The organism is Flavobacterium degerlachei (genome assembly GCF_900106645.1).
Taxonomy (GTDB): Bacteria; Bacteroidota; Bacteroidia; order Flavobacteriales; family Flavobacteriaceae; genus Flavobacterium; species Flavobacterium degerlachei.
Window position 1 is genome coordinate 259,900 of sequence record NZ_FNMV01000002.1, and the last position, 25,487, is coordinate 285,386.

20 protein-coding genes are annotated in these 25,487 nt (G+C 32.3%); 12 read left to right on the top strand and 8 right to left on the bottom strand.

What is annotated here, in order from left to right; translation table 11 throughout:
- The first annotated feature begins 409 nt into the window (after window positions 1-409).
- From BLV91_RS03275 to BLV91_RS03300, 6 genes are all read left to right on the top strand, one after another.
- Window positions 410-1,639: a hypothetical protein gene (locus tag BLV91_RS03275; RefSeq protein ID WP_091429592.1), complete on the top strand. Its 1,230-nt coding sequence runs from the start codon at window positions 410-412 to the stop codon at window positions 1,637-1,639.
- Entirely contained in the window at window positions 1,636-3,069 is a 1,434-nt protein-coding gene (locus BLV91_RS03280; protein ID WP_217636950.1) for a glycosyltransferase, read from the top strand. Before BLV91_RS03275 ends, BLV91_RS03280 begins: the two co-directional genes overlap by 4 nt.
- Window positions 3,066-4,316 (top strand): YaiO family outer membrane beta-barrel protein, encoded by a 1,251-nt coding sequence (locus tag BLV91_RS03285; protein WP_175513942.1) that lies wholly within the window; start codon window positions 3,066-3,068, stop codon window positions 4,314-4,316. The genes BLV91_RS03280 and BLV91_RS03285 overlap by 4 nt, the downstream gene beginning before the upstream one ends.
- 1 nt (window position 4,317) lies before the next feature.
- Entirely contained in the window at window positions 4,318-6,543 is a 2,226-nt protein-coding gene (locus BLV91_RS03290) for a DUF4838 domain-containing protein (RefSeq protein ID WP_245709596.1), read from the top strand.
- Between the two features lie 11 nt (window positions 6,544-6,554).
- Complete coding sequence (locus BLV91_RS03295; RefSeq protein ID WP_091429595.1) at window positions 6,555-6,917, top strand: response regulator transcription factor; 363 nt, start codon at window positions 6,555-6,557, stop codon at window positions 6,915-6,917.
- A gap of 102 nt (window positions 6,918-7,019) precedes the next feature.
- Complete coding sequence (locus BLV91_RS03300) at window positions 7,020-8,372, top strand: DEAD/DEAH box helicase (RefSeq protein WP_091429597.1); 1,353 nt, start codon at window positions 7,020-7,022, stop codon at window positions 8,370-8,372.
- Between the two features lie 73 nt (window positions 8,373-8,445).
- On the opposite strand, the gene BLV91_RS03305 is transcribed toward BLV91_RS03300, so the two are convergent.
- The gene (locus BLV91_RS03305; protein WP_091429598.1) at window positions 8,446-9,558 is read right to left on the bottom strand and encodes a lactonase family protein; all 1,113 of its coding nucleotides are present in this window, start codon (window positions 9,556-9,558) and stop codon (window positions 8,446-8,448) included.
- Window positions 9,559-9,752: 194 nt separating this feature from the next.
- Between BLV91_RS03305 and BLV91_RS03310 the strand changes: the two genes are divergently transcribed.
- From BLV91_RS03310 to BLV91_RS03325, 4 genes are read left to right on the top strand one after another with little or no spacing between them, the layout of a single operon-like run.
- On the top strand, window positions 9,753-11,681 hold the full coding sequence (locus BLV91_RS03310) for a vWA domain-containing protein (RefSeq protein ID WP_091429600.1): 1,929 nt from the start codon (window positions 9,753-9,755) through the stop codon (window positions 11,679-11,681).
- A gap of 46 nt (window positions 11,682-11,727) precedes the next feature.
- The gene (locus BLV91_RS03315) at window positions 11,728-12,981 is read left to right on the top strand and encodes a dihydroorotase (protein ID WP_091429602.1); all 1,254 of its coding nucleotides are present in this window, start codon (window positions 11,728-11,730) and stop codon (window positions 12,979-12,981) included.
- 4 nt (window positions 12,982-12,985) lie between these two features.
- Entirely contained in the window at window positions 12,986-13,312 is a 327-nt protein-coding gene (locus BLV91_RS03320; RefSeq protein WP_091429604.1) for a hypothetical protein, read from the top strand.
- A gap of 4 nt (window positions 13,313-13,316) precedes the next feature.
- The gene (locus tag BLV91_RS03325; protein ID WP_091429605.1) at window positions 13,317-13,961 is read left to right on the top strand and encodes an alpha/beta hydrolase; all 645 of its coding nucleotides are present in this window, start codon (window positions 13,317-13,319) and stop codon (window positions 13,959-13,961) included.
- Between the two features lie 38 nt (window positions 13,962-13,999).
- Here BLV91_RS03325 and BLV91_RS03330 read toward each other — a convergent pair whose 3' ends face one another.
- Window positions 14,000-14,503, bottom strand: a complete 504-nt coding sequence (locus BLV91_RS03330) for a hypothetical protein (protein WP_091429608.1) — start codon at window positions 14,501-14,503, stop codon at window positions 14,000-14,002.
- An 11-nt stretch (window positions 14,504-14,514) separates the two neighbouring features.
- Window positions 14,515-15,279, bottom strand: a complete 765-nt coding sequence (locus BLV91_RS03335; RefSeq protein ID WP_091429611.1) for an MBL fold metallo-hydrolase — start codon at window positions 15,277-15,279, stop codon at window positions 14,515-14,517.
- 96 nt (window positions 15,280-15,375) lie between these two features.
- Here BLV91_RS03335 and BLV91_RS03340 point away from each other — a divergent pair, with 96 nt between their 5' ends.
- Window positions 15,376-16,839, top strand: coding sequence for a TonB-dependent receptor (locus BLV91_RS03340; RefSeq protein ID WP_091429613.1), 1,464 nt, complete (start codon window positions 15,376-15,378; stop codon window positions 16,837-16,839).
- Between the two features lie 172 nt (window positions 16,840-17,011).
- Here BLV91_RS03340 and bcp read toward each other — a convergent pair whose 3' ends face one another.
- On the bottom strand, window positions 17,012-17,464 hold the full coding sequence (gene bcp, locus BLV91_RS03345) for a thioredoxin-dependent thiol peroxidase (protein WP_091429614.1): 453 nt from the start codon (window positions 17,462-17,464) through the stop codon (window positions 17,012-17,014).
- A 215-nt stretch (window positions 17,465-17,679) separates the two neighbouring features.
- Between bcp and BLV91_RS03350 the strand changes: the two genes are divergently transcribed.
- Window positions 17,680-18,330 carry an endonuclease III domain-containing protein gene (locus BLV91_RS03350; protein ID WP_091429617.1) on the top strand — a complete coding sequence of 217 codons (651 nt, stop codon included), beginning with the start codon at window positions 17,680-17,682 and terminating at the stop codon, window positions 18,328-18,330.
- A 282-nt stretch (window positions 18,331-18,612) separates the two neighbouring features.
- Here the strand turns inward: BLV91_RS03350 and BLV91_RS03355 are convergent, their stop codons facing one another.
- The 4 genes from BLV91_RS03355 to bglX form a co-directional block, all read right to left on the bottom strand.
- The gene (locus tag BLV91_RS03355; protein WP_091429619.1) at window positions 18,613-19,197 is read right to left on the bottom strand and encodes an RNA polymerase sigma factor; all 585 of its coding nucleotides are present in this window, start codon (window positions 19,195-19,197) and stop codon (window positions 18,613-18,615) included.
- A gap of 516 nt (window positions 19,198-19,713) precedes the next feature.
- A complete protein-coding gene (locus BLV91_RS03360; RefSeq protein ID WP_091429787.1) occupies window positions 19,714-20,469 on the bottom strand; it encodes a glycoside hydrolase family 16 protein in 756 nt (251 codons plus the stop codon).
- Window positions 20,470-20,573: 104 nt separating this feature from the next.
- Complete coding sequence (locus BLV91_RS03365) at window positions 20,574-23,054, bottom strand: T9SS type B sorting domain-containing protein (protein WP_091429621.1); 2,481 nt, start codon at window positions 23,052-23,054, stop codon at window positions 20,574-20,576.
- Window positions 23,055-23,088: 34 nt separating this feature from the next.
- Window positions 23,089-25,383, bottom strand: a complete 2,295-nt coding sequence (gene bglX, locus BLV91_RS03370; RefSeq protein ID WP_091429624.1) for a beta-glucosidase BglX — start codon at window positions 25,381-25,383, stop codon at window positions 23,089-23,091.
- Window positions 25,384-25,487: the final 104 nt, after the last annotated feature.

Here is a 25,487-nt window from a genome sequence, read left to right on the forward strand (position 1 = left end):
TTTACTCTATAAAAGTAGTAAGCAAAAAAAATAATATCTAAAAAAAAATGATGCAAAAACACCAGATTAGTTGCATTTAAACTCCTGTGCTTTTTTGTTCATAACATCCAAAATCTGATTTTTGCTTGTTTACTTTAGTTACTTATATAAGGGTTTTATAATATTTTAAAATAAAACCCAATTTCTAAATATTTTAATTAATTTAGAAAACTAAGCGATAAATTGCCGTTTTCACCATGAAAAACATAAGCTAATTGCCTCAAATTTAAGATCATACATTACAATAGTTACGCTTTAACGACTATTTAGGTTATTGATAGGAAAAAGAAATCATTGTATTAAAAATTACATAAATTTAATATAGCGCAAACTTTTACTTATCTTAATTTAAAGAAAAACCAGTCAATAAATGCTGATATTAAATACACTAAGCGATTTAAGCAACCTATGTACAAATGAATTATCTGTGCAATATGGTGACTCTGCTTTATCTTTTTTAAAGGATTTATTCACTAACACAAAAAATGGATTGTATAATTATTACAATTCTACAAATTCGACTGAAATCTTTTATGATGTATTACAATATATAATTATCCCTCTATTATTATTAATCGTTTCTATATTTATTTACTTATTAATAACGAAGCGATATCGTTATCAAAAAAGATCACTTTTACGTATTGAATTAGATATTACATCAGATAATTTTCTTACAGAACTTATTTTTTCAAATTTTTCTAAAGCGGAAATTGATAGCAAAATTGAAGAATATAAAAAAACAGCGATTTTTAAAAAAAAATGGTTTAAGAAAATAATTTTAAATAAAATCATTTCAATTAAACAAAACATCAATGAAGTTGATCCCAATTTTCTACTAAAAATATATAAAAGTTTTGGGTTTGATCGCTATAGTAAAAAATTGATCTTAAGCAGAAATTGGAAAAATAAATTAGTAGGATTAAACCATTACCAAATATTGGGGTATAAAATTAAGACAGGTTACATTAGACCCTATTTAAACAAACCAAAAAATAAATATCTTAATTCAAACGCTTTAATTGCAATGATTGTTTTATCAGATGAACATTTTGAATTAATAGCTAATTATAAAAGAAAGATTTCAAAAGCAGATGAGCTTAAAATTCTAAATATTATATATAGTAAGAAGGCCAATCTGCCTAAAAATATTAGTACTTGGCTTTACTCTGAAAATTCAGCCATTGTGACACTTGCTATAAAGTTGATGGTTCGCTATAGAAAGGCTCTAACGTTAGATGAAATAAAGCAGCTGATGAATTATGATTCGATTAAGGTCAAAAATGAAACTTTATTAGCTATTAGATTACTGTTCATATTTGAAGCAAATGATTACTTAATTGAATACTATGAAACGATAGAAAATATAGAAACTAAAATTTCTTGTTTAAAAACCTTTGCAGTTATTGGAGATGATTCATCTAAAAAATTTCTCACTAAATTCTTGGAACAAGATCATATAGATGTGAAATTTCAACTTATTAAAACAATAAACAAACTCGATTGTCATTATTTTGAGACCTATAAAACCAATAACGGCACTGAAGTAAGTATAGTAGAAAAAATTTTACTTCACGTTAATAATCCATATATAAATTGAATACAATAGAAAAATTAATCAATGCTTTTGAGTCGTTTATTATATACTACTCTATAAGTTATCTTTTATTATACTTGACCTTAGCAATACTTTCTTGGGTAGCAATAAAAAAATATTACGATATGAAATATTTTTTACCCAAAGATATATTAGTTAGGTCTAACCATGCAGTGGGTGTTTCAATAGTAGCTCCGGCTTTTAATGAAGCAGTCACAATTGAGTATAATGTTAAATCACTTCTTTCTCAAGAATATCCCAAATTTGAGGTTGTAATTATTAATGACGGCAGCACAGATGAAACTCTTGAAATACTTATTAGCAGGTTTAACCTTGTGAAAGTGGACTTTTTTTATCAGGAAAAAATTCCAACACAAAAAGTTATAGGTCATTACAAATCAACAAATCCAATATATTCTAAACTACTTGTTGTAGACAAGTTAAATGGAAAAAGTAAAGCCGATGGCTCCAATGCAGGAATAAATTCTGCAAAATACGATCTTTTCATATGTACTGATGTAGACTGCATATTAAGAAAAGATACTATCACAATGTTAGCTAAACCATTTATAGAAAACACTAAAAAAGTAATTGCTACTGGTGCAGCAATTAGAATTTCAAATTCATGTGAATTTAAAGACGGAACCTTATATAAATCGCATTACCCAAGCAATTTTTTTGCTGGCTTTCAAGAACTAGAATATATACGTGCTTATCTATTTGGAAGGATGGCTTGGACTAGTGTAAATGGATTATTGCTAGTTTCTGGTGGTCTTGGAATGTTTGATAAAGAGACAGCTATTGCGGCCGGCGGGTATTGGCATAAGTCTCTTGGAGAAGATATGGAACTTATTACTCGAATGAGAAAACTGATGCATGAGAAAAAAGAAGAATTTTTAATTATATATATACCAGAGTCATTATGTTGGACTGAAGTTCCAAGTACGTTAGAAATATTTTTAAGGCAGCGCGTAAGATGGGCAAGAGGATTGGTACAAACATTATATTTACATAAAAATGTTTTTTTAAATCCAAAGTATGGGAAAACAGGTTTTCTAATTTTCCCCTATTTTATCTTTTTTGAGTTTTTAGTACCAATCGTAGAGGTCATAGGCCTAGTATTATTAATAATAGATATCCTTTTCTTTGATATAAATCTATATTACCTAATGATAGGGAGTAGTTTTGTATACTTATTTTATATTACAATCACGCTTATTTCTGTATATTTAGATCAAGTCATTTACAATCATTATACAGGTATGAAAGAAGTTCTACGACTCATTTTTATGATTTTTGTTGAACCTTTAGTATTTCATCCTATAAACGTATTCGCATCTATTATAGGATATTGGCATTTTTTTAGACAAATAGAACAAAAATGGGGAATACAAGTACGTCAAGGATTCCTAAAAGCAAAAATAGAAAAATGAAAAAAACAGTCTTTATTACCTTATCGATAGTACTTTTTATCGCTAATTTACAAGCTCAAAAAATTGACACTGATAGTTTACTAGTTAAAGCATATTACGAATTAAAAACTACAAAAAACTATACAAAAGCAATTGAACTTGCTAAATTAGGAATCAAAACTGCACCAAGCTACGTCGATTTTAATGTAGTCTTAGGAAGAAGTTACATGCTCATAAAAAAAACCGATAGTTCAAGGGTTTATTTTAATCGTGCTATAAATCAAAATCCAAAATACAAAGAGGTCTTTTCATATTTAACAAAACTTGAAATCCAAGATAAAAATTTACCAAATGCTAAGAGCTGTATCGATAAAGCACTTCATTTTTATCCAGACGATTTAGATTTTAACCTATTGAAATTAAATATTCTAGAGTTAGAAAATGACAAGAATAAAACAATTGAGTTTTTAGATTACTTGATTGTAAAATATCCGTCAAATTTAGATTTTAAACAGAAATTGACTCAGTTAAAGACTAAACTAGATTCAGACAGAATAGGTATAAATTACAGCTATACAACATTTAGCCGAAACGGTGTTGGTCCATGGCAGCTTTCTGGTTTACAATACATTAGAGAACGAGAAAAAATAACATTAGTTGGTCGAATAAACTATGCTGACCGACAATCTTTTGGTACTAGTATCAGTTCTGGATTTCAATATGAATTTGAAACATACATTAAAAATAATTCAAAAAGTTATTCCTATCTAAGTTCTTCCTATAGTGATGCTATCGTTTTTCCAAAATTACGACTTGGGTATTCTTATTTTCATAACTTTAAAAAAGGTTGGGAAGGAGATATTGGAGTACGCTATACAAAAACAGTCGATGATAATTTATATGCAGGCGTATTTGGAGTTGGAAAATATGTTGGTTCCTATTGGATCAATTTTAAATCCTATTTACTTATAAATAAAAGTGAAATTAATCCTGCTTTTACTGCTACTGCAAGATATTATTTTGATACAAAATATGACTACGCGACAGTATTGATTGGTTATGGATCATCGCCAGATGAAAGAGTTTCTTTGGTTGACATACAAAAAAGAATATCATTAAATTCCTATAGAATTGGCGCCGGTTATTATAAATCATTTAATAATCATTATTTGACTGGAATTCAAACAATATTTAACAATCAAGAATATGTACAAAACAAAACACAAAATGAATTCGAAATAGCATTAATGTTCCAATACAAATTCTAATATGAATTATAAAAAACTGACATTAAACAACATAATGTTTCTATTCCTTGTTCTAAGCTTCAAAATGATGGCTCAATCTGATATTATTATTAAAAATCAAACAGCAAACGACAATGTAATAAGTATTGCGTCTGAGAGTGAAAGACCAGCAGCAATGTTACTAAAATCATATTTGGATAAATCTTTTACGAATTTATTTTTAATCCAAAATGAAAAAAAACAACTTGAAAAAAACGCTACAATTTATCTCAGCATATCAAAATTAAAAACAGATAATAGTTTTGTAATTAAGAGTGATGAAAAAGATATTTTTTTAATTGCACCCAACATTAAGTTGTTACGCTATGCCGTTTATACTTTATTAGAATCTTGGGGATATAGAAAATTCACAGCAAAAGAAACTTATATCCCAAAACTAGATAAAATTACATTTCCGAAAAATACAGAACAATATTATAAACCTTCTTTTGAATATCGAGTATTACTATATCCAGATGCGTATGATGAAGATTTTAGAGACTGGCATAAACTCGATTGGCATTTAAATGATTTTAATGTTTGGGGCCACTCCTTTGGTAAACTTTTACCACCTAAAGAACACTTCAAAACAAATCCATCTTTCTTTGCACTTTATGAAGGATATCGCAATGACGAATCTCTTTGTATGACTAATGATACTGTAGTTGATATTGTTATAAAAAACATGCAGAAAGTAATCTCACAAAATCCAAATGCTCAATTCTATTCTGTAAGTCAAAATGATGATGTTGTATATTGTGAATGTCAAAAATGTAGCTCAATAAATAATAAATATGGAGGTCCGCAAGGTTCGTTATATTATTTTTTAAATAAAATAGCTAAACATTTTCCTAAAACAAAAATAGTAACGCTAGCTTATCTACATACATTTAAACCACCAAAAAGATTAAAACTGCAATCAAATTTATACACCTTAATTTGCCCTATTGAACTAAATCGAGGAATTGCTATAGAAAACGACAATACCAGTAAGTCTTTTAGAAAAACACTAGAAGACTGGAACAAAACCTCATCGCATTTATATTTATGGGATTATACAGTTCAGTTTTCCAATTATTTATCCCCTTTTCCTAATATCCATACGTTCTCTGACAACTATAAATTTTTTAAAAATAATAACATAAAAGGCCTATTCGTTCAGGGATATGCAGATATACCAGGAGATTTCACAGAATTAAGACAATATCTTTTGGCCAAATTATTATGGAATTCCGATATTGATATCAATGCCGTTACAGATGATTTTCTAAGAGGTTTTTACGGTAATGCAGCTCCATATATTAAAAAGTATTTAAATCTTTTAACCGAAAATCAACAAAAATCAAATTCCTTTCTTGATATTTATTCTGGTCCTGTTCAAAGTAGAAATACCTTTTTATCTCCAGAAGCAATGGATCAATATGATATTTTAATAAATGAAGCTGAACTTGCGGTGCTTCAAGACTCGACATTAGAACCAAGAGTCCAAAAATTGCGATTAGCATTAGAATATGTCTTTTTTGAGCAATCAAAATTTTATGGTAAAGATCAACATGGTATGTTTACCATTAATGAAAATGGAGAAAAATCGATAAGAAAAGGACTAACTGAAAGAGTCTTGAATTTTACAAAAAGATGTTCTGAACTAGGAATCTATGAATTAAGTGAAGCTGGCTTGTCTCCAGAAGAATATTACGAAGATTGGCTCGAAATAACTAACAACTCAAGCCCTCATTTAGGTGAAAATCTAAAAGTTGATTTTATCACCACACCCGCTGAAGAATTTACTGGTAAAGGAACCTATGGATTAGTTGATGGAGCTAGAGGCTATAAAGATTATAATATCAACTGGATTGGATGGTATGGAACTAATCCTGAGATAGAATTACTAACAAACAAGTTGAATTTCAACCGCATAAAAATAAATTTTTTAGACGATCAAAGACATTGGATCTTCCTTCCAAAAAAAATCTCTATCTACGGTTTTAACAATAATGAATGGTCCTTAATTACAGAAGAACTTACTGAAGATTTAACACAAAATACTGATATAAAAATAAATAGCATAGTACTTAATCATAAAAACTTCACTAAATTTAATAAACTAAAAATCATAATTGAGAATCAAGATGATTTGCCAATTTGGAGAAAACGAAAACAAAAAAAACCAATGGTCATGATTGATGAAATTGAGCTCTATAAAATATAGAAAACACTAAAATGAAAAAGAAAATATTAATTATTGAAGATGATCCACTTATAATAAAAATTTTAGTTTTTATTTTAAAAAAAGAAGGGTACGAAACGTTCGTAGCGACAGAAGGTACTGATGGTATTGATCAAATAGGAAAACTCAACCCTGACCTAATAATCACAGATATCATGATGCCTTATAAATCGGGACTTGAAATCACATCATTTTCTAAAAAAAACTACCCTAAAATTCCTTTGATAATTGTATCGTCACTTGGAACAGAAGATCACACAGTTATAGAAGGTTTTAAGCTTGGTGCAGATGATTTTATTGCTAAACCATTTAACCCTATAGAATTAACTTTAAGAGTGAAGCGCTTTTTACTATAAAGCACATATCTATACAAATCACAATTCATTATACAGTAAACACAATAAAGTCATAAGCTTATTGTCTTATAAAAACGTATATTTGCAAAAAATATACGTTTTATGACCACTTTTGAGCAATTCAACCTTCCTAAATCAGTACAAAAAGCAATTGATGATTTAGGGTTTACAACACCTACTCCTATTCAGGAAAAAACTTTCTCTGTGATAATGTCTGGTCGCGATATGATGGGTATTGCACAAACAGGAACGGGTAAGACATTTGCCTATCTTTTACCCTTATTAAAATTATACAAATTCACTGAAGGACATACCCCAAAAATAGTAATCCTAGTCCCTACTCGTGAACTTGTAGTTCAGGTTGCAGAGGAAGTAGAAAAACTGACTAAATACATGTCGGTTCGTACTGTCGCTATTTTCGGTGGAGTGAACATCAACACGCAAAAAACAACAGTTTATAAAGGTTGTGACATACTAGTAGGAACGCCTGGAAGAATCATGGATTTAACATTAGACAATGTAATCCGTTTTGAGGACATGCAAAAACTGGTTATTGATGAATTTGATGAAATGTTAAATTTAGGTTTCCGTACTCAGTTGACAGCTATTTTGGCTATGATGCCAAAAAAACGTCAAAACATCCTCTTTTCAGCAACTATGACTGATGAAGTAGATGCAATTTTGAATGACTATTTCGATTATCCTGAAGAGGTTACACTTTCAGCTTCTGGAACTCCGTTAGAAAACATAAAGCAAATCGCGTATAACGCTCCCAACTTTAATACTAAGGTAAACCTGTTGAAACACTTATTACAAAACAACGAAAACATGAGTCGTGTTTTAGTTTTTGTCAACAATAAGAAAATTTCTGATATGCTTCATGAGCGTATCGAAGAAGATTTTGAAGATCAATTTGGAGTAATACACTCTAATAAATCTCAAAATTACCGTTTGAGCACTATGGCTTCTTTTCAAGAAGGAAATCTTCGTGGTCTTATAACAACGGACATTATGGCTAGAGGATTGGACATTTCTAACATTACACATGTTGTCAACTTCGAAATGCCAGACATGCCAGAATTATACATGCATAGAATTGGTAGAACAGGTCGTGCTGATAAAACCGGTATTGCGATCAGTTTTATTGCGCCACGTGAGGAAGAGTATAAAGTTGAAGTTGAAGTCCTGATGAATATGGAATTAGCAATTGAGACATTCCCTGAAGAGGTAGAAGTTTCTGCAAAACTAATCGAGCCAGAAAAAGAGCGACAAGTAGTTAAGTTCTTAATGAAAAAGAAGAAACTTGAAGGAGATGGCGCTTTCCAAGAGAAAAGTAAAAAGAATAAGAAAGTCAATTTAGGTGGTCCTGGAGTTACCAAGAAAAAAACTCATGGATCTGTCAATCGAAATATGTTAAAAACGAGAGACAAAAAGAGAAAAGACAAAAACAAATAGTATAAAAAAAAGGCTAAAAAATGAGATTCATTTTTTAGCCTTTTTGCTTTTACAAAAACAACATTACGATTTACTACTTTTCAGTAAACACTAAACATACGGGAGAACATAAGTCGATTCTCTTTCCAGTATCAGTAAGTGCACCAGTTGATTGATCTCTTTTAAAAATCATAATGTTGTTAGTGTATTGATGTGCAACCAATAGAAAGTTTCCTGTTGGGTCAATTGCAAAGTTACGTGGTCCCTTACCCAACGTACTTGTTTGTCCTTGTAATTCTAATTTCCCTTTTTTTGCTATTTTAAAGATCGTAATATCATTTGCTTCTCCTCTATTTGATGCATACAGAAATTTTCCGTCTGGTGAAATATGAATATCAGCAGAACTAAATGCTCCTTTGAAATCTTTCGCTAAAATACTGGTTTCCCCCATTTTTTTCAATTTCCCTTCTGAATAGCAGAAAGTGGTTAAAGCACCATTCAATTCTTGCAATAGATAAACATACTTTCCATCTTTACTAAAAGTCAAATGTCTCGGTCCACTACCCGCACCTACTGAAATGCTATCTTTTACTTTTAAGGTCTTGTTAGTTGAGTTAGCATCATATTCATACGAATACACCTTATCATTCCCTAAATCATTAGACAATACAAACTTTTTGTCAGGAGAAAAATGCACCATATGTACATGTGGCCCTTCCTGTCTTTTGGTGTTAGGCCCTTTTCCGTAATGCTGAATCACTTGTTTTGCTTCGGCAATACTTCCATCACTATTTTTTCCAAAGACGGAAATATTTCCACCGGAATAATTGGCAACGATCACGTTTTTATCGTCGTTGATTATATAACAAGGGTCTGCTCCCTTTGAATCTTGAGAATTTAAAAAATCTAATTTTCCGCTTGCTGAATCATAACCAAAAGAACTTACTTTGCTTTGAGCACCGAATTCATTTACAGAATAAACAAATTTATTGTCTTTCGAAACAGTCAAATAACTTGGATTCACAACATTCTCAGAAGCATTTTTAAAATTAAAATCGCCTGTTTTTGAATCAAACTCATACACGTAAATTCCTTTACTCTCACATCCCTGAGTATACGTCCCAATCAGTAAATTAAATTTATCCTTTTGCGCTTGCGCCATTGTGAAAATTAAAAGTAAAAAAAGTGTGAAATATTGTTTTTTCATTTTTTGAAGTTTTATTAGAAAAGCTAAAATACACAATATACAGAACCCAATTCCTATTCCTTTAAAAATATAAAGTTATTTGAAAACTCATTTGTTGCAAAAAGAGATAAAATAGATTCCCTTCAATAAAAAATCAAACAATAGCGCCTTACAACTGCAAACAAATATGTATTTTTGATAAACTAAATATTAGAATGCAATTTAGACATCCCGAAATTCTATATTTTCTCTTCTTGCTGATCGTACCAATTTTGGTTCACTTATTTCAATTTCGTCGTTTTAAAAAAGAATATTTTACCAATGTTCGCTTCCTTAAAGCACTTTCTGTACAAACCCGAAAAAGCTCTAAAATTAAGAAATGGTTACTTCTTAGCAGTCGTTTATTATTGCTTACTTGCATTATCCTTGCTTTTGCACAACCTTACTTCGAAGCTAAAGACAACAAAAACACAACTAATGAATTGTACATTGTACTAGACAATTCGTTCAGTATGCAGGCGAAAGGAAAAAAGGGAGAATTATTAAAAAGAGCTGTCCAAGAATTACTCGAAGATACTCCTGAAAACACTACTTTTTCATTACTCACTAATTCCGAAAACTACTGGAATACTGACATCAAGTCAATTCGAAATACCTTACAAAACATAAAATACAGCGCAATACCATTTCAACTAGACTACGTGTTGGCTAAGATAAAGTCCCACAAATCGGCATTCAAAAAAGATATTGTGATTATCACTGATGCTGTTGGTCTTGATACTAAAAAACTCAAAAAAAGTGACCAAAATGAGCTAATACATTTCATCATACCAAAAGCAGAACAAAAAAACAACGTTGCCATTGATAGCGTTTTCATCCATGAAACACTGGAAAATTTCTATGAAATCACTGTTAATTTGTCCGCTTATGGATCTGGTATTAAGCCCGTTCCAATTGCTGTATACAATCAAAGTAAGCTTATCGCAAAAACGCTTATTGACTTTGAAACCAATAAAAAGAGTGTCAATTTCACTATTCCAAAACAGGCTTTTCATGGCTATGTTTCCATAACTGACAACGGATTACCTTATGACAATATTTTATATTTCAGCATTTCCGAAATCAAAAAGGCAAATATAATCAGCATTGGCGAAGCAGAAAAAAGCAACTTCTTAAGTCGGATTTACACCAGTGATGAATTTAATTTCAACAATTCAACAATTGGTTCATTAGATTACAATGCAATTGAAAAACAAGACGCAATCGTATTGAACGAACTTGATGAAATTCCGCAAGCCTTACAAAGCACTTTAAAGTCTTTTGTGCAAAAGGGTGGCAATCTGATTATAATACCTTCAGCAAAAAATCCAATTACAAATATGAATACATTTCTGATGAATTTTGGATCCATTCAATTTAAGAGCTTTGAAAACGTCGAGAAACTAATTACTAAAATCAATTTCAACCATCCTTTATTTACTTCAGTATTCGAAAATAAAATTAACAATTTCCAATATCCAAGAACAAATAGTTCCTTTAGACTATCTAGTTCAAGTCCGGCGGCATTGTCTAATGATGATCAAAGTGCTTTCTTGAGCTCTATATCAAATTCTAGTTCTACAGTTTATGTATTCTCGGCACCAATAAATAAGGTAAATTCTAATTTTCAGCAGTCGCCATTAATCGTTCCTGTGTTCTATAAAATGGCAATAAGCAATCATAATAATGGCATCAACAATTTAACGATAGGCAATTCAAATCCTTTTCTTGTAGATGTGTTATTGTCAAAAGACGCAGTGCTAACCGTTAAAAACACGACGGAACAGTTTATCCCCATTCAACAGATTCTAAACAATAAGGTCAAATTAGTTTTTAATGATTATCCGGAGCAAGCAGGAAATTTTGAAGTTTTCAATAAAAATGAAAGACTAGAGAACATCAGTTTTAATTATAGTAGAACAGAAAGTGATTTGGCTGCAGCCAATGAAAAAATGCTTTCCGACTATAAATCGACTAATTCTATAGCGTCTTTTTTCGATACTTTACAAACGGACCGAATGGACAATCAAATTTGGAAATGGTTTGTTATCTTTGCACTGCTCTTTCTTTCAATAGAAACAGCAATCATAAGATTCATGAAATAAACGAATTCGTTTCTGGAATTCAGAATTAAAAAAATAATACCCGCATATGAAAGTAATCATCCGAGAAGCAAAAATTATCGATTCGACAAGTCCTTTTCACAACAAGACAGTAGATATTTTAATTGTAGATGGTTTAATTGAAAAAATTGGAGATTCCATTCCCAATACAGAAAATATAGAAGAAGTAAAACGATACAATCTTCATCTTTCCCAAGGTTGGTTTGACAGCAGTGTTTCACTTGGCGAACCTGGTTTTGAAGAAAGAGAAACCATTACAAATGGATTAAATGTAGCCGCAAGAAGTGGTTTTACAGCAATTGCTCTTCAACCAAACTCCTTCCCTATCATTGACAATCAATCACAGGTTAACTTCGTACAAAATAAAGCCAATGGCAGTGCCACACAACTTTACCCTATAGGTGCTTTAACAAAAGGCAGTGAAGGGAATGACATGGCAGAATTGTTTGACATGAAAAAAGTGGGAGCCATTGCTTTTGGAGACTACAACAAAAGCCAGCCTAATGCTAATTTGCTAAAAATAGCATTACAATACGTTCAGGATTTTGACGGATTAGTCATTGCATTTCCACAAGATGAAAAAATAAAAGGAAGCGGAGTTGTAAACGAAGGAATTGTTTCAACTGGTTTGGGATTAAAAGGTATTCCAAATCTAGCAGAAGAACTGCAAATCTCAAGAAATTTATTTTTGCTGGAATACACAGGAGGCAAATTACACATCCCAACAGTTTCTACAGCAAAATCAGTCCAGTTAATTAAAGAAGCTAAAGCAAAGGGCTTAAATGTAAGCTGCAGCGTTGCTGTGCATCATTTAGTAATGACAGACGAAAAATTAGAAGGATTTGACACCAGATTTAAAGTATCGCCTCCCCTTAGAACTGAATTAGACCGAAAAGCATTATTAACGGGGATATTAGACAATACGATCGATATGATTACATCAGATCATAACCCGATGGACATTGAACATAAAAAAATGGAGTTTGATACAGCTAAAAATGGAACTATAGGACTTGAAAGCGCTTATGGTGCTTTGATGACTGTATTACCTCTTGAAAAAGTAATCGAAAAACTGACTTCTGGAAAAACTGTTTTCGGAATTGAAAGTCAGTCTATCAAAGAAGGCGCGCCAGCAAACATCACTTTATTCAATCCCGAAGGAAATAGCGTTTTTACAAAATCATCTATACTGTCCAAGTCAAAAAACTCCGCATTTCTAGGAATGGAAACCAAAGGTCAGGTTTACGGGATTTTAAATCAAGCAAAATTAATTTTAGCATAACAACATGAATAACACTATTGAAACAGGTAAAACGGCGGCAATTACAAGCTATATTTTAGGCATTGGGGTATTTATTGCCATGTCTATGAATTCCGACGATAAAAATACCTTTGCCTCATTCCACATCCGTCAAGGACTAGGATTAACACTTACTTTTATCTCATTGGGATTAATTATAAGCAATTTTGACAGCTTAATGATTTCAGCACCAATGTGGATTTTCGTATCCGTTTTATGGTCTTATGGAATTTTCACTGCTATAAAAGGAGAAACAAAACCGGTTCCATTATTAGGGAATCTTTTTCAAAAATGGTTTGTAAATATATCTTAAACAAATGAAATTATCACTGGACTACCTCATCAGAGAACCAAAAATCAAGTTAGACAAAAACCCACTTATACTTTTACTTCACGGATACGGTAGCAACGAAGCTGATTTATTTTCGTTTGCATCAGAACTTCCAGACGAGTGTTACGTCATTTCAGCTCGTGCTCCTTATGATTTACAATACGGGAGTTACGCTTGGTACGCTATTAATTTTGACGCTGATGAAAATAAATTTTCAGACTTAGATCAGGCGAGAGAATCTAGAAATTTAATTGCTGGTTTTATAGAAGAATTGATTGCTAATTATCCAATTGACGCTAACAATATTACTTTATTAGGCTTTAGCCAAGGTGCTATTTTGAGTTATGCAATTGCGCTTTCGCATCCTGAAAAAATCAAAAATGTAATAGCCTTAAGTGGTTATGCTAATGAAGATATTATGGAGCCTAATTACCAAAATAATGATTTTAGTCAATTGCGAATATTCCAATCTCACGGAACGGTTGACCAAGTGATTCCAATTGATTGGGCTCGTAAAACAAAGCCTTTTCTAGACAAACTAAACATCGCAGCTGTTTATAAAGAATACCCAATAGGTCATGGGATATCCCCACAAATATTTAATGACTTTAAAAATTGGTTATTGGCATAAAAAACAAAGGTTCCAATTTAAATTGGAACCTTCCTTTTTTACTCTTTTGGATAAAGCAACGATTGATTGACTTCAAATGAAATGCTTTCATCCCCATTTACAAAGTATTTAAGTAGTACTTCTCCCCAAATATTTCCATCGCTAAAATCAGCAATAATCCATCTGTGATTTAAAATTTTCACTTTGTTGATTATAAATTTGTTTTCTCCTATTTTATCCTGTCCAACATAAGGGTTTCCTTTGGGATTTGAATTATAATCTAATAATTTCTCCGTTACATAAGGAATCAGTTTTTCATATTGAATCGTTTTTTCTGAACTTCCTGAATCAAAATAATTTTGCGCATTTTCGTTTTTTTCCAAAGAAAAATAATTGGCATTATTCAGTTTAGAATTAACAGAAACCAAGCTATCTTTCAATTTTTTGGTTACTTTTTCATATCTTTCTTCTTGGAATGCTACTTCCTTACTATAAAACATGTACGTAAATAGGTTCATAAGTACAAGTATAATAAAGGCATAGAGTAATAATGATTTTTTCATTTTAAGTTAAATTATAGTGTGATTTCTAAATTATCATAAGCAAGATAAACATTTTCAGGCAACCTTTTTTGAACCTCCTCATGAAACCCCAACATATGGCTAACGTGAGTAAGATAGGCTTTCTCTGGCTTTACCAAGGCTATAAAATCTAAAGCTTCCTGCAAATTAAAATGGGATATATGATGTTCTTCCCGCAATGCATTTATAACCAATACCTTTAGATTTTTAAGTTTTGAAATCTCATCTTCGGCAACTGTTTTTGCATCAGTTACATAAGCAAAATCATCAATTCTATACCCAAAAACCTGTAGGTCTCCATGCATCACATTAACGGGGATTACTGATTTACCTCCTAGATCAAAAGATTCGTTATTAAGCACTTCAATCGCTTTTACAGAAGGAGCACCTGGATATCTGTCTATAGTAGCAAAAACGTAATCAAATCGATTTTTCAGATTATCAATTACCCTTCGATGTGCATAAATTGGTATTTTTCCTTGTTTAAAATTAAAAGGTCGAATGTCATCTATACCTGCCGTATGATCAGAATGTTCATGTGTAAACAATATCCCATCGACATGTTGACAGTTTGAGGCAAGCATTTGTTGCCTAAAATCAGGACCACAGTCAATTACATAGGAGTGCTCATCCCAAGAAATCCATACGGAGACCCTAAGTCTTTTGTCTTTATTATCAGTGCTTTTACAAACAGGATGATCGCTTCCTATAACTGGGATTCCTTGTGAAGTACCGGTGCCTAAAAAATATACCTTCAATTGCGTTTAATTTTTTTACAAAAATAGGATTAAATCTCTTTCATTAGAACCCTATTTAATTAACTTTGTAACATATTAGCCATATTTAAAATAAAAATGGATACTGAAATAAAACTCAAAGGTGATAAAGTCATCGCACAAATACCTTCAATAAAGGATAAAGCACTTCGTATCAATTTGAATGAAAATATATACGGAACTTTTGCTGAAATTGGGGCTGGACAAGAAACGGTAAGACATTTTTTTAGATCTGGAGGTTCTTCCGGAACTATTGCAAAAGCGATGTCAGCCTATGACAAGGATTTTAGTGATGCCATATATGGTATTGAAGCAGACGGCCGCTATGTAACAGAAAGCCGACTTAAAAAAATGCTGACTTTTGAAGGCCAGTTGATTGAGGAGCGCTTGAGCAGGGAAAAACATCCTAATAAAATGTTTTTTAGTTATGCAAACACCGTTGCTACAATCGATTTTGCAAAACAATTTAAAGGACACGGCTGGGTAGGAATTAGATACCAAATCGAACCTGACGAAGATTATAATGAGATCATTCTTCATATTCGGTTCAAAGAGACAGATGCTCGACTACAGCAAGAAACTCTTGGGACTTTAGGAGTGAATTTAATTTATGGTGCTTACTATAAGTACAATGACCCTAAGCGATTGTTGCGTTATTTATACGATCACTTAGACAAAGACCAACTTGAAATTGACACCATTAATTTTTCTGGTCCTCGTTTTGCTGATGTAGACAATCGTTTGATGAGTTTACAATTAGTAAAAAACGGAATGACTGATGCCGTAATGTTTGATCCTAACGGTAAAAACATCCTTCCAGCAGCAATTCTTTACAAAAAGAACATCCTTGCCTTAAGAGGTAGTTTCCGACCTGTAACAAAGGTTAATATGGACATGTATGAGAAATCATTAAAAATGTTCCTTCAAGAAAACAAAGTCGAAAAAGACAACACATTGGTGGTTTTTGAAATCACTTTATCTAATTTACGTTCTGACGGAGAAATCGACGAACGTGATTTCATGGATCGGGCAGAGTTGCTGTGTTCATTGGGACAAACAGTAATGATTTCGAATTTCCAAGAATACTATAAAGTAGTTGAATATTTTGCTAATTATACCAAAGCAAGAATGGGACTGGCCATGGGTGTAAATAACCTGGTTGATATTTTTGATGAGAAATACTACCGTCATCTAAGTGGTGGAATACTTGAAGCGTTTGGAAAATTATTCTTCCGCGACATGAAAGTGTTCTTGTACCCAATGCTAGACGAAAATGGAGACATCACCACATCTGAAAATTTAAAAGTTCATCCTAGAATGAAAGAGTTATACAAATTCTTTAAATTCAACGGTAAAGTGGTTGACATAGGTGATTATGACCCTGAAATCCTTGAAGTTTTCTCTCGTGAAGTACTAAAAATGATTAATGATGGAAAACCAGGTTGGGAACCTATGCTTCCTTCTGGTATTGCTGAAATCATTAAGGAGCATTACCTTTTTGGGTATGAGCCAAATAAACTTTTGAAAGAAAGTGACAAATAAAAAACTTTCGTTTATAATGTTCAATTGCTAAAATAGCTACAAGCACATTAAAAAACTGTAATATAAAAAAGTCCATAATTAAGGTGTTTAACAACCCTGATTATGGACTTTTTATTTTTTGAAACTATTTAAGAATTGATTCAATTAACTATCTAGTAGAGTCGTTGAACAATTACTTAAGTATCTGATCAGCGTGTGCTTTAGTCTTTACTTTTTCAATTACCTCATCTATTATTCCGTTTTCATCGATTACAAAAGTGGTTCGGTGAATGCCATCGTACTCTTTTCCCATGAATTTCTTAGGTCCCCAAACACCAAACGCCTCGATCACTGATTTGTCTTCATCAGCTAGTAACGGGAATTGGAAATCATACTTTTCCTTGAATTTAGCTTGCTTTGCTTGAGCATCAGCACTAACACCTAGAAGTTCATAATTATTAGCTTGAAATCGCTCAAAATTATCTCTTAAATCACAGGCTTCAGCTGTACATCCTGGTGTACTGGCTTTTGGGTAAAAGAAAACTACTAATTTTTTCCCTTTATAGTCTTCTAATTTATGTTCTTTACCATCTTGATCTAATCCTGAAAAACTTGGTGCTTTATCGCCCTTTTTTAATGTTGTCATCGTTATATGTTTATGAGTGATTAATGATATGCCCCAGATTGAAGTAAAAACCCCGGAATACGGTTAGTTTCAATTTTATGTGTTTATAAAGCGACCAAAGGAAGCTCTTGAAAACACTTAATAATTGTACTAACTGGATGAGGAGTTGTAACGGAAAGCTGGATTAGGCACATCCTGAAATTTATTCTATTTTTACAAGATATAAAATTACGAAAATGACTAAGCAAGAACGGGTAACATTTGTTATAAATACGTTAAAAGAATTATATCCTACGATTCCGATTCCTTTAGACCATAAAGATCCCTATACTTTATTGATTGCTGTTTTGCTTTCGGCACAATGCACGGATGTTCGAGTGAATAAAATCACGCCTTTACTTTTTGCGAAAGCAGATAACCCTTACGACATGATAAAAATGTCAGTCGAGGAGATAAAGGAAATAATTCGTCCATGTGGGCTTTCACCAATGAAGTCCAAAGGAATACATGGTCTTTCCCATATTTTAATTGATAAACATGGTGGCGAAGTTCCGCAAAGTTTTGAATATTTAGAAGAATTACCTGCGGTGGGTCATAAAACGGCAAGTGTGGTTATGTCTCAAGCTTTTGGAGTTCCCGCTTTTCCCGTGGACACTCATATTCACAGATTGATGTATCGATGGAATTTAACCAATGGTAAAAATGTCGTTCAAACCGAAAAAGATGCCAAACGTATTTTCCCAGAAGAGATTTGGAATGACTTGCACTTACAAATTATTTGGTACGGAAGAGAATATTCACCTGCTAGAGGTTGGGATTTAGAAAAAGACATCATAACTAACACTGTAGGAAGAAAATCAGTTTTAGATGAATACCATAAAAAATAAGATTCACTTATTTGAAAATCAAATTAGTGAATCTTATCATACAAGATCTTTAAACCAAGTCTTGTCTTATTTGATTTTGAAAAAAATCTAATTGGATATTATTTCGAAATTCTTGTTATCAACTTTTACTATACTCAACGCTTTAGAGTAATTTAATAAAAAAGAAACGATTTCCTTTCTTGGTTTCATTGTCCTAGTTATCAATGAGTCTTTAGAGTAAATTTTTGCCATGTTGTATAAATTTTGTTATTATACTACAACGTACAAAATATCGATATATTGTTAATTCGTTAAAACAATTTGATGCTTATCAATAACTTTTCTTAGATTCATTAAAGCGTAACGCATTCTGCCCAAGGATGTATTGATACTTACTCCTGTAATCTCAGAAATCTCTTTAAAACTCATGTCTTGGTAAATTCGCATAACCAAAACTTCTTTTTGATCAAGTGGTAATTCCTCAATTAATTTTTTTATATCCTTTTCAAGCTGTGCTGAAATCAATTGGTTTTCTATTGTAGGAGAATCGTCAGACATAATGGAGAAAATAGAAAACTCCTCTGTTTCTCTAAATAGGGGCATTTTCTTCGTTTTTCTAAAGTGGTCTATGATTAGATTATGAGAAATTCGCATCACCCACGGAAGAAATTTACCTTCCTCGTTATAAGAATTAGACTTTAACGTTTTGATTACTTTAATAAAAGTGTCTTGAAAAATATCATTTGATATATCTCTATCTGATATCTTGGAGTATATAAAGCCGTAAATTCGGGATTCATGCCTTTTGATTAATGTAGCCAAAGCGTCTTCGTTTCCTGCTACATAATTTTGTACCAATAAAGCATCTGGTGTTTGTATATTAGCCATAGTTTTACCTTTTAGTTTGGGTTAAAATTTGTAAAAAATTTTCTAAAAAAGTAGTTTTATGTTATAGGCTAATTATAGTTTTATGTTAGTTCAATGTCCAAATTTAACAAATATTTACTTTAACCTACTATTAAAATTAAGAAAAATTAACAAACACAGCGCTAATATGTTAAATATCAGTACCGTTTCATAAGCTAATTAGTCCTATTGCTTTTTTAAGCAGCTAAATACGATGAGTTTATGTAGCCAAAACGCTTAAAACACAAACTAAAATTAATATTATAAATGTTTAATTTACAACTACTTAAACCTAGTCATTACTCACTTATATTTGCTTTTTTCCTATAAATTACTTCATCGTCGTATATTATAATAAATTGTTCAGCGATTTTTTATCAATGAAAATCGATTTGTTACTTCATAGAAAAACAAACTTTAGTAATTAAAAAAAGAGAGAAGGTATTGTTGAAACAATACCTTCTCTCTTTCAAAAAAATAACGACTACAAACTAAACGTTACTGATATTCTTTTATATAATCAATTACAAATTTTTGAGGTAGAGCAGAATCGTCAACTGCGGGACCTCCAAAATCACCACCAATTGCCAGATTAATAATCAAATAAAATGGCTGGTTATAAGGCCATGTATTTTCGTTTTTAATAACGGGTTGAAAGGTATAAACGAGTATGTCATCAACGAAAAAATCGATTTTATCCTTTGTCCAATCTATAGCATAAATATGAAATCCATCTTCTATACTTTCAATTTTGGTTTTCTTAGTATTAATCGTATTACCATGGCTATCTTGTGTATGCAAAGAGGTAAATACCGTATGAGGTTCTTTACCTACATATTCTAAAATATCAATTTCACCAGATTTTGGCCATCCTACTTTACTAATGTTTTCACCTAGCATCCAAAAAGCTGGCCAAAGACCATGTCCGACAGGAAGTTTTGCCCTCGCTTCTATCCTGCCATATTGAAACACTTTTTTATTCTGCGTTGTTATTCTAGTCGAAGTGTAAACATCTTCTTCTTTTCTCGCATGAATGATTAATTCCCCGTCTTTAATCTCGTGATTTTTATTCGTATAAACTTGTCTTTCATTATTTCCCCAACCGCATAAATTAGGACATCCATCTCCCAACTCAAAATTCCAAACCGATTCATCTAATGTAGGTTTATTGAAATTTTCTTCCCAAACCAGTTTTCTTTTGGTTTGTCCGAAAGAGAGAGTTGTTATAAGGATAATGATAAAATATTTATTCATTTTCATTTGTTTTATTTGATTTAATACAATCATTTTTTAATAGTCATACTACTCCTCTAGCCTGATGTAAATCAAATTAGATACATCTATTTATTATTCACATTTTATCGTTTCAATGTGAAATGAGACCTAAACGTTTTGGCAATTCCTTTTTCAACATAATTAGTCAAAAACCAATAATCATCCGTTACTAATTGTTTTCCGTTGAAAGTTCCATCCCAGCCCAATCCTGAAGAATTAATTTGCTTAAGCAACTTTCCATAGCGGTCAAAAATCCAAATGGTAGAATTTAAATCTAGGTCTTTAATGTTCCAAGTATCATTAAACCCATCATTATTTGGAGTAAAATATCTAGGATAATTAATTACGGTAACATCAATTTCCAAATTAGTGCACAGTCCATCATCGATAACCGTTATTAGATGCGTACCAGATGAAACATCATTAAAAACATTAGAATCTTGGAAATCTAAGGAATCTAATTTATAAAGAAATGGACCATTCCCCCCTACTACAGTAACCGCTATCGATTGATTGTCATTGAAAGCAGTTTCTTGTTCAATAACTAAACTTTGACCTTGAACAAATTCATTGATAACAGCATTTACACGTAAAGAAGTACAAGCTGTTATATTGCTGGTTGCCTCTACTGTGTAATTACCAATTTCATCTGCATTATAAGTACTATTATTGGCATTGGGTATCAATCTACCCTCATAATACCAAGAAAAGCTAAAATCAGTAGGATTCAATTGTGTATCCAGAGTAAAAAATTGTGAAGAAGGCTTTGACGAATTAAGACAAATTACGCCATCAGTAATTTTAGGAATAGGCAAACCATAAATCGTTACTGGTATTGAAATTGTTTCTCCGTCACAACCATTATAAACAGGCGTTACAAAATAAGTGATAACCGTATCTGTTTCACTATTTGAAATAGGGTTCTGACTTATTAAATCTCCATTTCCTGCTGAAACTCCTTCGACTCCATTTGAATTAACAGTCCAATAAAAGGTGGTTCCTACTATATCTGAAGTTAAATTAATAGCTGTCTGTTCGTTCGAACAATAAGCTACAATACCTGTATAATTTGCCACTGGAATTCGAGTGACGCCTATTGAGACTGCTCCTGAAACCAACTGTATACAGCTTAGTGATCCAGACAATGAAATACTTTCAAGTTGATAAACAATAGTCTTCTTCAGTGGCGCAGTGGTTATGGTTGCAACTCCACTAGCATCCAAATTGATCGTTTGACTTGGCCCTCCATCTACTTTGTATTGCACAATTGCATTGGATGTACCCTCAAAATTAATTGTTGCTGCATCTCCACAATAAACAGTATTAACACTAGAAATTAAAACAGATGGCAAAGCTAAAACCGTTAGACTCACTGGCGTTCTAGAGTTACTAGTACAAGTCGTGTTTAAATCATAAGCTTCTGCATAATACGTCCCAGCGCTTGTGGGAGTATACGACACATTATTTGCTAATATCAAATTACCACCTGTGAGTGAATCATACCAATTGACACCAGAGGTAGTATTTACCGATACCGTTAAAGGAGGTATTGCTGTGTTATTACAAATGGTCTTATCTCCATTACTAACAGCATTAGGTGTAACAATTGAAAATGATATTGTAAAAATATCCGAGACAGCAGAACAAAAATCATTACCTAAATTAGCAATATCTTGAGCTACTTTTGTTCTATAATAAGTCGAAACAGTGACATTTGAAGCTTTATAATTAGCCGTATTGGCTCCAATGATATCAGTCCAATTTACACCATCAGTACTAGATTGCCACTGATAAAAATAGGATGAAGAGCCGAGAGTTTTAGCCTCTAAATCAAGTGTGACAGGCGGTGAATTGGAACAAGTTTTATAAGCATCTCCTGTTACGGTTGGACTTGTAATCGTTGTGAAATCACCGCAAGATCTAAATTCGATATCGTCTAGTGCTAAGTCGTTTCCACATCCTCCAGTACTGTTATTTTTCATTTTCAACACTACTGCTGTTTGATTTCCAGTAGTGAATACCAGACTAAATTGTTGCCAATTAGGGCTTGAATTCCCAATAATACTTCCCGTATCTCCAAATCCTAAAAGTGTAGATTCTGTTTCATCCCAAATTTCAAATCGAACATTAATGGGGATTTCATTGGCACCACAAAAATTGGAATTAGGATTATAAACATTTAAAAGCCAAGACGAAAAAACAAAAGTTGTATTAATACACAAACCTGTAACTTTTCTTTTATAAAATTCTCCAGTTGTCAATGCGTTTCCATTAACAATTAGTGCTTTTCCGTCAGTATCATTAGGAGTATGATCTAAAGAATTGTGCCAGGTATCATAGAGATTTGTTCTGTTAAACAAGGTATAAAAACCATCGTTAGGACTACCAGCAATATATGTATAATTGGTAACGCCTGAAGGTAATTGAGGACCATAATTAGTTCCGCTTCCAAAATCCTCAACAAAAACAGGAATCCCCTTACTTCCAGAACAACTACCCAATTGCGAATAGCTAATAAAGGGTACTACTAGAAGTAAAAAGAATATAGATTTAAAACGATTCATTATGAATTAATTATTTTTTATCGCCCAGATAAAATTAATTAGTATAAGAAAAACTGCGTTCTAGTGTTGCAGCTGAACTACCTCCAATAAAAACCTTAAAATCACCTGCTTCTGCTTCCCATTTAGAATTCGCAGTATAATATTGAATTGTATTTTGATCAATTACAAAAGATACAGTTTTGGATTCATTTGGTTTTAACTCAATCATTTCAAACCCCTTTAGTTCTCTAACTGGTCTTGTTACACTACCAATTAAATCTCTAATATAAAATTGAGCTACCTCTTTACCAGTTACTTTCCCTGTATTTTTAATTGTAACTGTGGCGTTAATACTACCACCTTGTGTGAATGAAGATGCCGACAATTGTAAGTCAGAATATTCGAATTTTGAGTAGCTCAAACCATAACCAAATGGATATAAAGGAGTTGTTTTTTCGTCAATATAATGAGACCAGAAAACACTATCTTCTTCAGTCATTTCGGGTCTTCCCGTATTTTTATGATTGTAATATAAAGGTAGCTGCCCCACATTTCTTGGAAAAGTCATTGGCAGTTTACCACTTGGGTTGTAATCACCATACAATACTTGCGCTATTGCATTTCCGCTTTGAGTTCCTAATTGCCATGCTTCAACAATAGCAGGAATGTTTTCGGCTGCCCATGGAATAGCTAAAGGTCGTCCGTTGTTTAAAACCAAAACTATATTAGAATTGACTTTGTAAACCTCTTCTAATAATTCTTGCTGAACACCAGGCAAGCCAATATCGGCTCTACTTCTACCCTCTCCAGATTGCAAGCCATGTTCTCCTAAAACCATTACTACAACATCAGCTCCTTTTGCAGCAGCAATAGCTTCGGCAAATTCGCTTTTATCAGTCATATTGATTTTAGTTTCCCAAACAAATTCAGTTCTTCCCACAGCGACATCAGCTCCTTTTTTATAAGTGATTTGATTGCCTTTGTAGTTTTGCATTCCTTCCAGAACAGAAACGGCTGTATTATCATCAGCAGCAATTCTCCAACTTCCTAACGGACTTGTTTTATCATTTGCTAATGCTCCAATTACAACAATTTTTTGTCCTGATTTTTTAAGAGGTAATAATTCCTTTTCGTTTTTCAAAAGCACAATTGATTTTTTTGCCATATCTAAAACTCCCGCTTGAAATTCTGGTTTTCCTACGGTTGCAGTTTCGCGATTTTCGTCGCAATATTTATAAGGATCATCAAATAAACCTAATTCAAATTTTACTTTTAAAATCCTTTTAACAGCATCATCAACAATGGCTATTGTTACTTTTCCTTCGTTAACTAATGCAACCAAATGATCCACATAAGCACTGGATTCCATGTCCATATCAGACCCTGCATTAATAGCTATTTCTGCAGCTTGTTTACTGTCTTTCGCATACCCATGATTCATCATTTCATTGATAGAACCCCAATCTGAGACTACAAAACCTTCAAATTGCCAATCGCCTTTTAAAATCTGTCTTTGTAGATATTTACTACCCGTTGCCGGAATTCCATTCAACTCATTAAAAGAGTTCATAAAAGTTCTAACGCCTGCATCAACAGCTGCCTTAAATGGAGGGAAAATAGTGTTTTGTAAAACCGTTTCACTAACATCAACAGTACTATAATCTCTTCCGGCCTCAGCAAATCCATAACCTGCAAAATGTTTTGCACAAGCTAAAATAGTATTGGTTGCTGCTAAATCATCACCTTGAAAGCCCTGTATACGAGCTACAGCAATTTTACTTCCTAAATAAGGATCTTCACCAGCTCCTTCCATTACTCTTCCCCATCTTGCATCTCTAGCCACATCGACCATAGGTGCAAAAGTCCAATTTAGACCTACGGCAGCTGCTTCTTCTGCAGCAATAGCTGCTGATTTTTTTATCGCTTCCATGTCCCAACTTGCTGATTCAGCTAATGGTATTGGGCTTATTGTTTTATAACCATGAATGACATCAAAACCAAAAACAAGTGGAATTCCTAATCGTGTTTCTTCGACAGCAATTTTTTGAAGTGCTCTAACATCTTTGACTCCTTTTACATTTAGCATTGATCCTACCAAACCTTTTTTAAGGTCTGCGTATTTTTTAGCCGCCTGTCCTTCTTTAGGAGTTGGTCCAGTTATTTCCCAAAAACCATTGTATTGATTCAGTTGTCCCACTTTTTCTTCTAAAGTCATCAACTTTAAAACTGAATCAACTTTTCTCTCTAAAGGATTCTCAATAGAGAAAGCAGTCGAGGGTTGTGTGATTTTTTTACTGCAAGAGGCAAAGACTAAAACAATTACGCTGCATGATAAAAATAAATTTTTCATTTGTTTGCTTTTTTATAATAATAAAAGGTAGGCAAAAAAACCTACCTTTTTTATTTTTTAATTTTCTGTATTGAATCCTATTTACGTTGTCAATAAAAGTACTG